General features: G+C 55.0%; 10 protein-coding genes. 9 read left to right on the top strand and 1 reads right to left on the bottom strand.

From position 1 onward, the window contains the following. Positions 1–117: 117 nt before the first annotated feature. From RB_RS06610 to RB_RS06590, 5 genes are all read left to right on the top strand, one after another. Positions 118–1,347: a sialidase family protein gene (locus tag RB_RS06610; protein WP_011119313.1), complete on the top strand. Its 1,230-nt coding sequence runs from the start codon at positions 118–120 to the stop codon at positions 1,345–1,347. After that, a complete protein-coding gene (locus RB_RS06605; RefSeq protein WP_164921630.1) occupies positions 1,347–2,312 on the top strand; it encodes an N-acetylneuraminate lyase in 966 nt (321 codons plus the stop codon). Before RB_RS06610 ends, RB_RS06605 begins: the two co-directional genes overlap by 1 nt. Further along, a complete protein-coding gene (locus tag RB_RS06600; RefSeq protein ID WP_011119311.1) occupies positions 2,309–4,999 on the top strand; it encodes a sodium:solute symporter family transporter in 2,691 nt (896 codons plus the stop codon). The genes RB_RS06605 and RB_RS06600 overlap by 4 nt, the downstream gene beginning before the upstream one ends. 3 nt (positions 5,000–5,002) lie before the next feature. Then, positions 5,003–6,178, top strand: coding sequence for an AGE family epimerase/isomerase (locus RB_RS06595; RefSeq protein ID WP_011119310.1), 1,176 nt, complete (start codon positions 5,003–5,005; stop codon positions 6,176–6,178). A gap of 98 nt (positions 6,179–6,276) precedes the next feature. Beyond that, a complete protein-coding gene (locus RB_RS06590; RefSeq protein WP_164921629.1) occupies positions 6,277–7,983 on the top strand; it encodes a hypothetical protein in 1,707 nt (568 codons plus the stop codon). 10 nt (positions 7,984–7,993) lie between these two features. Here RB_RS06590 and RB_RS06585 read toward each other — a convergent pair whose 3' ends face one another. Next, complete coding sequence (locus RB_RS06585; protein ID WP_011119308.1) at positions 7,994–8,896, bottom strand: AraC family transcriptional regulator; 903 nt, start codon at positions 8,894–8,896, stop codon at positions 7,994–7,996. A 244-nt stretch (positions 8,897–9,140) separates the two neighbouring features. Between RB_RS06585 and RB_RS06580 the strand changes: the two genes are divergently transcribed. From RB_RS06580 to RB_RS06565, 4 genes are all read left to right on the top strand, one after another. Further along, positions 9,141–9,953 carry a PIG-L deacetylase family protein gene (locus tag RB_RS06580; RefSeq protein WP_011119307.1) on the top strand — a complete coding sequence of 271 codons (813 nt, stop codon included), beginning with the start codon at positions 9,141–9,143 and terminating at the stop codon, positions 9,951–9,953. Continuing rightward, positions 9,950–10,780 (top strand): glucosamine-6-phosphate deaminase, encoded by an 831-nt coding sequence (gene nagB, locus RB_RS06575; protein ID WP_011119306.1) that lies wholly within the window; start codon positions 9,950–9,952, stop codon positions 10,778–10,780. The genes RB_RS06580 and nagB overlap by 4 nt, the downstream gene beginning before the upstream one ends. Further along, entirely contained in the window at positions 10,780–11,898 is a 1,119-nt protein-coding gene (locus RB_RS06570) for a Gfo/Idh/MocA family protein (RefSeq protein WP_164921628.1), read from the top strand. Before nagB ends, RB_RS06570 begins: the two co-directional genes overlap by 1 nt. Positions 11,899–12,336: 438 nt before the next feature. Then, positions 12,337–13,671 carry a Gfo/Idh/MocA family protein gene (locus tag RB_RS06565; protein WP_164921627.1) on the top strand — a complete coding sequence of 445 codons (1,335 nt, stop codon included), beginning with the start codon at positions 12,337–12,339 and terminating at the stop codon, positions 13,669–13,671. The last annotated feature ends 295 nt before the right edge of the window (positions 13,672–13,966 follow it).

The following is a 13,966-nucleotide window of genomic DNA, read 5'->3' as shown; positions in this document are numbered from 1 at the left end:
GGGTCCATCGACGCAACCCTACATGTCGGCGTCATGCTATAAAGCCCATCCACTTTCACGGCTCACTCGCCGTCCTGCCCGTTCAAACCCACCCCTCGTTTCTCAACGGAGTTCGTTGTGTCCCGCCAGCAATCCGCGCTGCTTCCACGCAGAGTCGATCGACAGGTCTTCTCTGCCATCCTGTCCGCCTTGGCCGCAATCTGCCTTTTCATCACGATGTTGCCGGCTAAAGCGGAAGCCAACGACGAAGCCAGGGGCCAGCGAGAGATTGTCGACGTCTTTGTTCCCGAACAAGACGGATATCCTGCGATTCGCATTCCTTCGCTGATCACCACCAACCACGGAACCTTGCTGGCTTTTGCCGAAGGTCGCCAGGGCGGGGATCATTCCGAAAACGATTTGATCATGAAGCGTTCAACCGACAACGGTTCCACCTGGAGCGACGTTGTTCTTTTGAACGATCAGGGCAAACTCTCCTTGAACAACCCGCAAGCCGTCGTGCTGCAATCCGGCCGAATCTTGCTGATGTACCAACGCAGCAAGCTCGGCGAACACAAAGCGTCCGACGGCTACGGACCGAATTCGTATTTCACTTTTGTTCAAACAAGCGACGATGATGGGCAGACTTGGGCCGCACCCCGCGACGTTTCCAAGCAAGTGAAACGTGAAAAAAAGGTGACCAGCGTTGCCGCCGGCCCCGGGATCGGAATCGTCCTGCAAAACGGTCCGCACAAGGGGCGGATCATCATGCCGTTCAACCAAGGCCCCTACAATAACTGGCGAGTATACGCTGCCTACAGCGACGATGATGGCCAGACCTGGAACATGGGCGATGTGGCTCCGGGCGACGGCAAAGGCCACGCCAACGAAGTCCAGATGGTCGAGCTATCCGACGGTCGCGTCATGCTTAACGCGCGGACTCAGGGCAAAGGATCGACCAAACATCGCAAGGTCGCTGTCAGTGACAATGGCGGTCAAACCTGGTCGCAACTGCAGATGGATCAAACATTGATCGAACCGACGTGCCAAGCATCGATTCTTAGATACTCCTGGCCTTCCAAAGGCAAAAGCCGAATCATCTTCTCGAACCCGGCGTCTCAAACGAAACGGGAAAACGGAGTTCTTCGCATTAGCTATGACGAAGGTCAATCATGGCCCAGTCAAACGGACGTCTACCCAGGCGGCTTTGCCTACTCATGTTTGACGCGAATGCAGGACGGTCGCATCGGAGTCCTCTTTGAACGCGACAACTACAAAACAATCAGCTTCGTTGCGATCTCATTGAGTGATCTGGATTCATCCGAATCGCAAAACGAATCGTCTGAAACCGACCAGGAGAACAATTGATGGTCGACGAATCCCTTTTGATGCAACGCATGGCAGGGCGAAAACTATCGGGCCTGATCGCCGCAACCTACACCCCGATGAAAGCGTGCGGCGATCTCAACCTCGATGTTGTCCCCGCCATGGTGGAGAAGTTGCTACTTGACGGAGTCTCAGGACTGTACGTCTGCGGCAGCACCGGCGAAGGAATGTCGCTCACCACGCGAGAACGCCAGCTGGTCGCCTCGGCTTTCGTCAATGCGACGGCCGGCCGAGTTCCCGTGATCGTTCAAGTTGGGCACAACAGTTTGCGTGAGGCACAAGAACTGGCCAAACATGCCCAGCAGATCGGTGCCAGTGCGATTTCCGCGACCTGCCCATCGTATTTCAAAGTTGCCAGCGTGCAGTCGCTCACTCTTTGCATGCAAGAACTAGCGGCGGCCGCACCGGAGACGCCGTTTTACTATTACCACATCCCGGTGCTAACGGGTTCCAGCATCGACATGGTGGAATTCCTGACTCACGCGGACGAAGCCATCCCGACTTTGGTGGGACTGAAATACACCGATACGATGTTGTTCGAGTTTCAACGGTGCCTCGAATTGTCGAATCGGAAGTTTGACGTCGTTTGGGGCTGCGACGAAATGTTATTGGGTGCGACCGCGACGGGTGCCCGTGCCGCGATTGGAAGCACATACAACTTGGCGGCAAAGATCTATCGCAAGATGACGTTGGCACTGGCCAGCGGACAGTTGGAAACCGCTCGCCAATGGCAATCGAAATCCATCGAAATGATTTGCACAATTGGACGCTACCCGTTCCATCCCGCGATGAAAGCCATCTTGGCAATGCAAGGTCTCGATGTTGGGCCTTGCCGCCTGCCTCTGGAATCCCTTTCGCAATCGCAGGTGGAATCGTTGCGAGAATCGCTCGACGCGATCGGATTCTTCGAATGGAGTGGCGACACGAGCAAGCCAAGTGACGCATGATCCATCGTCGCCCGCTGCACCCTCGCTGTCGAAACGAACAATCACCTTTCATCAAGCGAAGTTTGCTCGCAGTCTTCTTCGCGATTTCGATGATGGCTGTTTCGCCTGAAATCACATGTGCGCAAACGGTCACAGATGAATGGCTGAAGTGGAGCGAACTTCCGCCGATCCCCAACTCTCTCGGTGTGGCGGGTCCATTCGTCGGCGTGGACGAGGACGCGTTGATAGTGGCCGGCGGTGCTAACTTTCCAATTCCGATTTGGGAGACCGACAAAGTCTGGCACGACGCGGTTTATGTCCTGCCTCGTGTTTCTGGCAATCCACCTGACGATGGTGTTCAGTGGATTGAAGCAGGAAAGCTGCAAAGGCCGACCGCCTACGGGGCATCAGTCTCGATTCCATCAACGGAATCCGTTCACCACGGTGTGCTCTGTCTAGGAGGCAATGATTCCAACGCGACCTTTCGCGATGTCTATTTGCTGCGATGGAATCCATCCATGCGAACAGTGGAGCAAGTGGACTTTCCTGCCTTGCCTCAACCATGCGTTCACGCGTCCGCCCAACTGATCGGACAAACCGTCTACCTGATCGGCGGACAGAGTGGCGGTGAACTCTCCACCGCGTCGTCACGCATGTGGGTATTGGATCTGAGCCAATCCGATGATCCCGCCTTGCTTGCCTGGACCCCGTTGGCCGATTGTCCTGGGCCTCCTCGTGCGTTTCATGTGACAGCAGCCCAACACGACGGGTACGAAACATGTTTGTACGTTTTGAGTGGTCGCCGTCAAACACAATCCGGCGTCGACTTCCTGACGGACAATTGGGCCTATCGTCCCAGCACGAACACCTGGCAACAGAAAGCCGACGTTCCGCAATCGGTGATGGCCGGAACGGCGACTCACATTGGGCAAAGTCACATTGTTGTGCTCGGTGGCGATGACGGAAGCATGTTCGGCCAGGCTGACCAACTCAAGGACGATCATCCCGGCTTTGCAAAGAAGACATTCGCCTACCACACCATCACTGACACCTGGACGAAAGCCGGCACCAGCCCCGCGAACCACGTGACGACCACCGCCGTTCACTGGGGCAATGAGATCATTATCGCATCGGGTGAGGTGCGACCAAGAGTCCGATCGCCGGCCGTTTATCAGATCACACTCGCGAATTCCGAACGCAGCTTTGGAACGCTGAACTATCTCGTCTTGTTTGCCTACTTGTTTTCCATGTTGGGCGTCGGCGTCTACTTCGCTCGACGAAACCGCACGACCGACGACTACTTTCGAGGTGGCAGTCAGATTCCATGGTGGGCAGCCGGATGCAGCATTTTCGCAACGATGCTCAGCTCGGTGACATTCACGGGAATCCCATCTAAATCCTACGCACAGGATTGGACGTACTCGATCGGCAACTTCACGATCCCGTTGGTCGCGTTCATCGCGGTTTACGTCGCAATGCCTTTCTTTCGCCGCATCGATGCGACGAGCGCATACGAATACCTGGAGAAACGTTTCAACCGAATCGTCCGCTGGTTCGGCAGCCTCAGCTTCTCGCTGTTTCACCTGTTTCGGATGGCGGTTGTGATGTCGTTGACGGGTTTGGCCTTGTCCGTCGCGACGCCATTGACACCGTCGCAAGCTGTTTTGTTGATGGGCGGACTCAGCATCGTCTACTGCACACTCGGCGGGATCGAAGCCGTCATCTGGACCGACACCATTCAAACCGTGGTGCTGCTGGGTGGCGCTTTCCTGGCCATCGTGTTGATGGTGTTGGGGACCGACGGCGGCTTTGGCGGCAGTTTGGATCACGCCATCGACGCGGACAAAATGCGAATCGCCAATTTGCACTTCAGCCCCACGCACGCGCAGATCGCACTTTGGGTCATCGTGGTCGGAGCGATCGGGCAAAACCTTTCGTCGTACACCGCCGATCAAGCCGTCGTTCAGCGATACATGACAACGGCGTCGCCGTCGCTGGCCGCTCGATCCATTTGGACAAATGCGGTGCTGACGATTCCCGCGACGCTGCTCTTCTTCGGAATTGGAACGGCGTTGCATGGTTTCTACCATTCGCATCCCGAGCGGCTTTCGCCGGCAATCACCACCGATCAAGTCTTCCCGTTGTTCATCGCTCGCGAGATGCCGATTGGATTAGCGGGGCTGATCGTGGCGGGCGTTTTCGCGGCGGCCCAGTCGACTGTTTCGACCAGCATGAACTCCACCGCGACCGCATTGGTCACCGACTTTTTTCGCCCACTGAAACTCTGTCGCAACGAACGAGGCTACTTGATTGCCGCTCGCACGCTGACTTTTTCGCTCGGCGTGCTGGGAACATTGCTTGGATTGGTCTTCGTCGACCCCAGCATCAAATCCTTGTTCGATACCTTCATCGTCGTCATCGGTTTGTTCATGGGTGTTCTGGGCGGACTCTTCGTTCTGGGCGGACTGACCACGCGAGCGAACTCAATCGGTGCGATGGTGGGTGCCACCGTCGGCGCAGCAGCGATGTTTTCTCTTTGGCGATACACTGACGTCAACGGTTACCTCTACACAACCTGTGGCATCACGAGTTGCTTTGCATCGGGGTATTTGGCCAGTCTGCTGACATCGCCGCCAAAGGATTCGCTGGTGGGGCTGACGATTCATACGCTGGACGCATCCGCGACCGACGATTCCGCGGAGAACTGATCAATGGATCCTCAGCAACGTCAAACATTGATCAATGTCTATCGCGATGGGCTGCTGCGCGACACGATCCCATTTTGGTGCAAGCACGGCATCGATCGCAAACATGGTGGATTCTTCACGTCGCTCAATCGCGATGGAACCATCATCGACACCGACAAAGGAGTTTGGCAGCAAGGCCGTGCGACATGGCTGTTTGGTGAACTCTACAACAACGTGGAACGTCGCGAGGAGTGGTTGCAGCATGCCATTCGCGGTGCTGAGTTTCTGACACAGCATTGCTACGATCCGGTCGACGGTCGCATGTGGTTCCACGTGACTCAAGATGGCCGACCGATCCGTAAGCGAAGATATGCTTATTCAGAATGTTTCGCGGCGATCGCCTACGGTGAACTTGCACTGGCCACCGGAGAGAACCACTACCGCGAGCGAGCGATTCAGGCATTCAATGGTTTCGTCAATCACAATCTGAACAGCGAAGAAGTAACCTCCAAATTCACTGTCACCCGGCCAACACGAGGGATGGGATTCCCGATGATGACCATCGCGACCGCCCAAGAACTCCGGCAATCAATCGGTTTGCCGGACGCCGACCGCTGGATCGACCGCAGTGTCGCCACCATCCGCGAATTTCATCTCAAGGCAGACATCCAGTGCGTGATGGAAACCGTGGGCGTCGACGGTCAAATTCTGGATCACTTTGACGGGCGCACACTCAATCCGGGACATGCGATCGAGGGAGCTTGGTTCATCATGTGGGAAGGTCACCTGCGCGGCGACACGAGCTTGATCGAAACCGGCTGCCAAATGCTTCGGTGGATGTGGCAACGCGGATGGGACCAACAGCACGGTGGGATCCTCTATTTCGTCGATGTATACGGTTTGCCCGTGCAAGAGTACTGGCATGACATGAAGTTCTGGTGGCCCCAAAACGAATCCATTCTCGCAACGCTTCTCGCTTATCTACTGACCGGCGAAGACGAATATGCCCAGTGGCACCAGCAGATCCACGACTGGGCTTACTCTCACTTTCCCGATCGCGAGCACGGTGAGTGGTTCGGCTACTTGCATCGAGACGGCAGCCTTAGCAGCGAAATCAAAGGCAACCTTTGGAAAGGACCGTTCCACTTGCCAAGGATGCAGTACATGGCCTGGAGATGGCTGGAAAAAGACCTCGTCTGATCGCGGCAACTCCACCACCGAGTCATTGGTTCGCCTACAATTTCAGTAGGCAACGCATGTGAACTGACGCATGAACTCGCGAACCTCAAGGACCACTTGTGATGAGACTTTCGCTGCTAGCTGCCGTTGTATTGTTGTTTGCATTGACCGAGCGCAGTTCGCTTTCGGCGGACGAAAACGATCTGTTCACCATCGTGGGCGAGCAAACGACCGAAACGATTACTGTTCAGGTCACCGATCCCAATGACGATCCGATCGAAGGTGCGGTGGTGACTCCGTGGGCACTTCGTTATTCGCAAGGCCACGGTCATTGGCTCCGCAATGGAAAAGACCCTTCCGGAATGAAGCCGGAGGCTGCCCGCACTGACAAAAATGGAATCGCGAATATTGCTTATCCGTTCTATCGTGATGCCGCCGAAAAATCGCGAACGTTGCAAGTGTCCGTGCATGTTCGACATGAGTCATTCTGTTTGGCAGATGCGGTCCACATGGACGTCCCATCCGACGACGTGTTTGAAATTAAAATGCAGCCGGCAGCCAGCATCCAATTCCGGCCGGTCATCGCGGTTGACGACGACTTCACGATGGACCAAATCCAAGTTCTTCGTTCCGACATCGGTTCTTGGGAAAACAGTTTCCGCCGAGAGATCCAAGGCGACCATGTACACGTCGATCAACTCTTCCCCGGTGAAAGCGACTTTCTCTTGGTCCGTCTGGTAGATGGCGCGCCCACGCACTTCAGTGATATTCTTGAAGTCGAACTCACGCCTGGCGCAAACCCACCGATGGATGTTCCGCTTCGTCCCGCCACATCCGTCTCCGGAAGACTGGCGGACAATGTTCCGCGTCCAATCGTTGATGGCCGTGTTCTGGCGATGACCGTTCCACCCAAGTCAGCTCGGGACCGGGTGACTTGGTCCACGTGGGCCCCAATCGATGCTGACGGGACCTTTCTGATTGAAGGCTGGCCGAAAAAACAATCCATTCAAATCATTGGGCTAACCGAAAATCATCGAGTCCGTTCCCCGGAAGCAGCCCAAAACCTGAGTAGTCATTTTGGGCATCCAGTCGTCTTTGATCCGCCGCTGGACAAACCGATCACTCTTGAGATGGAACCATTGCATGCGTGCCGGGTCCAGGTGAAAAGCCTGGACGACAAACCGCTGGACGACGTGAAAGTGACTGCCTATCCGAACGTCTTGTGGACCAATTGGGGATCACAGGTTTACGGCAAAACTTTGACGCGGAGTGCGGACTTCTTTGGAAACCCTGACTTGCTCGCCTACTTTCAAAATCGACGTGACCAGCCCCTTTACCCGTCGACCTTTATCGACCAAAGCGACGAGGATGGCGTCGCACGGTTGAAGTTGCCTGTCGGCAAATGGGGACTATATGTCGATGACGATCAATACGAGATCCCCATCCTCCTCGGACGCCGGAGTCTCGACCTAACAGTCTCCAACGACTCCGAAAACTCAATCGTGATGCGGTTAGTTCCCAAGGGCACGGACTTGCTTGGCGACTACGACAGCCTGGCGGGCGTCGTCTTCGGCTGTTCCACACGAGAAGGCGAGAGAATTTGTGCGTTGCCGGAAGTCCGCGAAAAGATCGATGAGTTTGTGCGTCGAATTCAAGAAGCCGAGGACCCGCAAGATCCCAAAATCCTCTCAGAGGCGTTCATGGTTGTGTCCGACGCCTTCCTCAAAGCTGGCGACCAAGACGAAGCGGCAAAGTGGCGGCGAAAGTCGCTGAAAATGAAGGTCAAACTGACACAAGCGATTTCGACGGAAGAATCTTCCAATTGAATTCGATTGCTCAAACTGCGATGCGAACGCGGTTGCGATATTCCCGTGGTGTCATCTTTCGGTGTTGTTGAAAACGCCGATTGAAGTTGGACAGGTTTTGATACCCGGATTGTTGACTGATCGACAAAATCGAATCCTCGGTGTCGGTCAACAAGCGACATGCAAATCCGATCCTCAATTCGTTGATATAAGCGGACACGGTTCGACCGGTGGACTGCTTGAAGAACCGACTGAACGCGGACGCATTCATGTCTGCCAATTCCGCCAATTCGCTGTGCGTCAAATCGGGATCGGTGAGATGGTGCGTGATGTGGTCGCATATCACCTGAATGCGAGTCTCCACTTCTTCGTTGCTGCTGGCGCGATACAGATGCGACGCCAGCGGTTCGGCTTCGCTGCAACGAGCAAGTTGATCCAGGATTGAGAGCAGCGTTACCAATCGTCTAGCTCCTTGCTGCTGTTCCAACTCGATCAACTGGCCGCCAATCGATTCGGCCATGCCGGCCGGGAACCATAACCCGCGACTTGCACGGTGAAGCAAATGATGAACTTCCACCATCTCGTTGAGACGAAAGAAGTCGGGTCCTAAGAAGTCAGGATGAAATTGCAACACCATGGCGGAGTGCAAATCGTACATCTGGCCCCGGTATTCATCGGACGCCCACGTGTGAGGCAATTCAGATCCCAACAGAACCAAATCATGGTCGGTGTAACTGCCAATGTGATCACCCACCATCCGTGAGCCCACGCCCGAAGGAATGTAGGTCAATTCAACCTCGGGGTGTCGGTGCCATTTGACCGGTGACTGCAACGAGGCTCGGTCAAAACAGCGAAAAGATTGCCCATCATTGGGAACCAGTTTTTCGTAGGAGGCTTTCATGCAAACGCCATGGTTCGAGTCATCCGAGCGCATCAACGAAGAATTTGGAAACGCCGTTCCGTGAGAATTGCCGGCTAGTTCAATTTGCCGCCAGACTCAACGTCACCAGCGCGCAGAAAGTATTACTTCCTGGAAAAATGCGCATAGTTTCATAATTGACCCATTCGACGCGCAAACAGAGTATCACAAATGGGCAATCAATGTGGAGAAACATCATCCATCAGTCTGCAGAATGACGCCCGACAGATCGCATCCCCCAACCGTGAGTCACCCTGCCATGCCAACCCGTCCCTCCGTTCCTGATCGAAAAGTGGCGCTCGCTTTCATGGCCCACCCCGACGATGCGGAGATCTCTTGCGGCGGCACGCTGATTCGTCTGCAGGAGTCAGGTTGGGAAGTTCACATTGTCTCCGTCACTGCGGGAGACTGCGGATCGATGAACGAAGGTCCCGAAGAAACCGCTCGCATTCGATTCGCCGAAGGCACCAACGCAGCCAACTTGATTGGGGCAACATTCCACACACTCAGCGAACCGGACGGTCGCCTCGTCTATGACCGCCAATCGTTGCAGAAGTCCATTGATATTTTCCGACGCATCGCGCCAACGTTGGTGATCACGATGCCGATGTCGGACTATCACGCCGACCACGAAATCACCGGCCAACTCGGACGAGCGGCAAGTTTTGTTTACGCCGCCCCGAACGCATCTTCGGAACCTGTCATCGAAGGTTCGCAGGTTCCCTATCTGTATTACACCGACGGGCATGACGGCCAAGACCGAATGGGTCATGCGATCACGCCGACGACGTTCGTTGATATCAGCGAACAGCTTGAAACCAAAACACGGATGCTGGCTTGCCACAAAAGCCAACTGGAATGGTTGCGTTCACACAATGGGATCGACGAATACTTGACCGCAATGCGTGAACACAGCCAAGCGCGGGGCACTGACATCGGAACGCGAGCAGCCGAAGCGTTTGTACAACATCGTGGGCACGGGCACCCAAGCGATGATGTCCTTTCGGCTCTCTTCCCGATCCAACACTCTTCTCACTCGACCGACTCTGCCTTGCAAGCGACACACTCATGAGTAGTACTTTGGAAAGTCCCTCGCCGTTAAACAACCCATCTCAACGCACGTCGGGTCTGTCCGTCCTGCGAATGGCAAGCGCGGGTGAAGCCAGCCGACGGGTTGCTAGGGAAATTGGATCGTTGATTCGCCACCGTGCCTCCCAACATCGCAATTGCGTATTGGGATTGGCCACCGGATCAACTCCCGTACGCGTTTATCGCGAACTGGTGCGAATGCACCGCGAAGAAGGTCTGTCATTTCACAACGTGGTCACATTCAATCTGGATGAGTACTATCCGATCAAACCGGACGCGGCCCAAAGCTACGTTCGCTTCATGAATCATCATCTGTTCGATCACATTGACATTGTCCGTGCGAACGTTCACATCCCACGAGGAACCATCGAACTGGAAGCGGTACCCGGGTACTGCCGAGACTACGATGAGCTGATCGCATCGTCCGGTGGAATTGATCTGCAGCTACTGGGAATTGGACGAACCGGACACATCGGATTCAACGAACCGGGTGCCACGCGGGACACGCGGACTCGAATGGTCAAACTGGATGACCTGACTCGTCTGGATGCGGTCAAAGACTTTGGCGGGATCGAACACGTGCCGTTGCTCGCGATCACGATGGGAGTCGATTCCATTTTGCAGTCGCGTCGAATTCGCTTACTCGCGTTTGGTGAACACAAGGCCGACATTGTCCAACGAGCCATCGAAGGACCAATCAGCTCCACCATTCCCGCCACCTACTTGCAAACGCACGGTGACGTGCAATACCTGCTCGATGACGCGGCGGCTGATTGTTTGTCCTCGTCCGCACTGGGAGAATCGGTCTGATGAGTGAATCTGCAACGAATCAAGATCGCGTTCGTATCCTGTGTGTTGGCGCAGGAAACATGGGCCGCTCTCACGCTTTGGCGTATCAAGCGATCGATGGTTTTGAGATCGTCGGAATTTGCACTCGATCGAAAGAGTCCGGTGCAAAATTGAACGAAGAGCTCGGTAGCGACTACGCGACCTATCAAGACTTCGATGAGGCTCTGCGGGCGACCCAACCGGACGCCGTTTGTGTCTCGACTTGGCCCGACACCCACGCACGCTTTGTAACGACCGCGTTAGAAGCGGGATGTCACGTGTTTGTCGAGAAACCGCTGGCGGATTCCGTGGAAGCAGCCGAAGAGATCGCGGCCACCGCATTGGCGACCAATCGCAAAGTCGTGGTGGGTTACATCCTGCGACATCACCCGAGTTGGAATCGATTCATTGAGATCGCACACACATTGGGCAAACCTTTGGTGATGCGGATGAACCTCAACCAATCTTCATCGGGTGCGACTTGGGAAACCCACAAACGATTGATGTCAACCGTATCGCCCATCGTTGACTGCGGGGTTCACTACGTTGACGTGATGTGCCAAATGACTGGGTCACGTCCAGTGCGAGTGTCGGGAATCGGCGCGAGATTGACCGATGAACTTCCTGAAGGAATGGTCAACTACGGCCAACTACAGGTCACGTTCGAAGATGGGTCGGTTGGTTGGTACGAAGCCGGTTGGGGACCGATGATGAGCGAGACTGCGTTCTTTGTCAAAGACGTCGTTGGACCAAACGGTTCAGTATCCATCGTCGCCGAATCGGCTTCTTCGTCGGGACAAAGTGACAACGTGGATGCTCACACAAAGACGGAATCCATCCGCTTGCACCACGGAAAACTGAACACCGAAGGCAACTTCGCTCGCGACGACGAGTGGATTCATCTGGAAGACGAACCCGATCACGATGGTTTGTGCCATCGTGAGCAGCAGTTTTTCCTCGATGCGATTCAACAAAACAATGACTTGACAGCGCACCTTCAAGACGCGGTCAACTCTATGAAGATTGTCGCGGCAGCGGACGAATCCTTCCGAACCGGCAAGACCATCGAGCTACATACGAACGAAACCGTTGGAAGTTAGCCAACACAACTTGGCGGGACAGCATCCCGACCGAATCAGACGTTTGGGCATCCGCCCCGGTTCTACATCAATTGCATCAGCCGTTTGGGCGTTAGCCCCGGTTTTGCTTTCATCGAACCGAACCGAACGCCATAACGGCCTAGTAAATCAACATCACAAAAACGCCCCAACGGCCAAACCAAACAAACGCTACCCAACGAAACACGCCAACTAAACTGAACTTCGATGGGTCCATTCTGTGGCCCCATTGGATGGGATGGACGAGGTCACCAAGACCGCTTGATTTGCTCCCGAAGATGACCGGTGGCCTCGTCCGATTCCCAACCACATTCCATCCCTCCCACTGAATTCTTCTCTGCCTTCATCCCACCTGAATTACCGACCTTCCGAATTGCGTCTCGCAGTTCTTCCCTGTGATTGTTTCCGAGTGAGCCTGATATGAATGACAAGCTGAACCGCACCACCTCTGATCACCCAACCACCACCCGTCGCGAAGTCCTGCGTCGCGGTGCATCCGCGTCCGCTGCATTGGCGGCAACGGTTGGTGCCAGCCGAATGGTTCACACTCAGGCGGCATCCGCCGATCCAGATCGGAAGATCAAAATTGGAATCGTCGGCGCGGGTGGACGGGGAACGGGCGCAGTCAACGACTCGTTCTCCATCAACGACAACATCGAATTGGTCACCATTGCGGACTTGGATCCGGGCAATGCGGAACGACTTCGGACGGGAATGACTCGACGTCATGGCGACAAAATCAACGTTGCTGACGATCGCATTCACTCTGGCCTGGACGCTTACAAAGCTGTTCTGGAAGATCCAGAAGTGGAAGTTGTGTTCTTGACCACTTCGCCAGCCTTCCGTCCATCTCACATCGCCGAAGCTGTCAAAGCGGGCAAGCATGTCTTCGCTGAGAAACCATCCTGCGTCGATCCCGCCGGCTATCGAATTTGTGTTGCCGCTCACGAAGAAGCGAAGAAGAACGGGACCGCCATCGTCACCGGAACACAGTACCGCCGCCAATCCAACTACATGGAAGCGGTCAAGCGAATTCACGACGGTGAGATCGGTGACATCATCGGCATGACCTCTCGCTACTGCAGCCAAGGCATTTGGTATAAGAACCGAGCCGAAGGTGTTAGCGACACCCAGTACCAACTCAACAACTGGATGCACTTCATCTGGTTGTCCGGCGACCAAATCGCTGAGCAAGCCGTTCACAACATTGACCTGATGAACTGGGTCATGCAGGGACCACCGGTTAGCGCGTACGGTTCGGGCGGACGCTTCACCCGTCCCGACGACAGCGAAATGTGGGACAGCATGTCGATTGACTACATGTACTCCGACGAACGCCCTGTTTCGTTCATGTGCCGCCAAATCCCTGGTTCAACTGCTGAAAACGGCAGCACCGTTCGTGGAACCAAAGGTTTTGCAATCATCGGTGCTGGCAGCAGCGGATCCACCTTCCTGGACCGCAGCGGCAAGGAAACTCTGAAGCTCGAAGGAAGCATCGCGGATGCTTATCGCCAAGAGCACAAGGACTTGATCGATTCGATTCGAAGCGGCGAAGCGATCGTCGAGTTGCTCGAAACTGCGAAGAGTTCGTTGACCGCTGTCATGGGTCGCATGGCCGCTTACACCGGCAAAAAGGTAACGTGGGACTTTGTCGCCAATGAGTCGGAACTGGACCTTTTCCCCAAAGATTTGCAGTGGGACGGAAGTCGACCTGAGCCTAGCTATGCCATCCCTGGCAAAACGAAACTAATCTGATCACGTTCCAAGAACGATCGAGCAGACTTTGTTGAGGCATCGCCATATCAACGTGCCGATTCTGCTTATCAATGTTCACCAATTCCAAATGCAGTTGTCATCAACTGCTAATCGGGGCGGCAATTTTGCCGCCCCTTCGCATTGGGTGACGGGGCGATCGTGTTCATCGATCAACGTTGCCGCTGTAGCGTCCGTCCAAGACGCAGCTCACCTTCACGGCTGAGCAATCGTTCGGCAATCGCAAAGTTGCGGCCATCGCCCCATCTCGTGGGATGCGATCTGCTACTATAAGACC

It is taken from the genome of Rhodopirellula baltica SH 1 (assembly GCF_000196115.1).
GTDB lineage: Bacteria > Planctomycetota > Planctomycetia > Pirellulales > Pirellulaceae > Rhodopirellula > Rhodopirellula baltica.
Note: the sequence above shows the minus strand (reverse complement) of the source record. Positions and strands in the feature narration are given on the sequence as shown.

Coding starts and splice junctions, on each gene's coding strand:
- RB_RS06605 (WP_164921630.1), top strand. CDS start 1,347: ATGGTCGACGAATCCCTTTTGATGCAACGCATGGCAGGGCGAAAACTA.
- RB_RS06595 (WP_011119310.1), top strand. CDS start 5,003: ATGGATCCTCAGCAACGTCAAACATTGATCAATGTCTATCGCGATGGG.
- RB_RS06580 (WP_011119307.1), top strand. CDS start 9,141: ATGCCAACCCGTCCCTCCGTTCCTGATCGAAAAGTGGCGCTCGCTTTC.
- RB_RS06570 (WP_164921628.1), top strand. CDS start 10,780: ATGAGTGAATCTGCAACGAATCAAGATCGCGTTCGTATCCTGTGTGTT.
- RB_RS06565 (WP_164921627.1), top strand. CDS start 12,337: ATGAATGACAAGCTGAACCGCACCACCTCTGATCACCCAACCACCACC.
- RB_RS06600 (WP_011119311.1), top strand. CDS start 2,309: ATGATCCATCGTCGCCCGCTGCACCCTCGCTGTCGAAACGAACAATCA.
- nagB (WP_011119306.1), top strand. CDS start 9,950: ATGAGTAGTACTTTGGAAAGTCCCTCGCCGTTAAACAACCCATCTCAA.
- RB_RS06585 (WP_011119308.1), bottom strand. CDS start 8,896: ATGCGCTCGGATGACTCGAACCATGGCGTTTGCATGAAAGCCTCCTAC.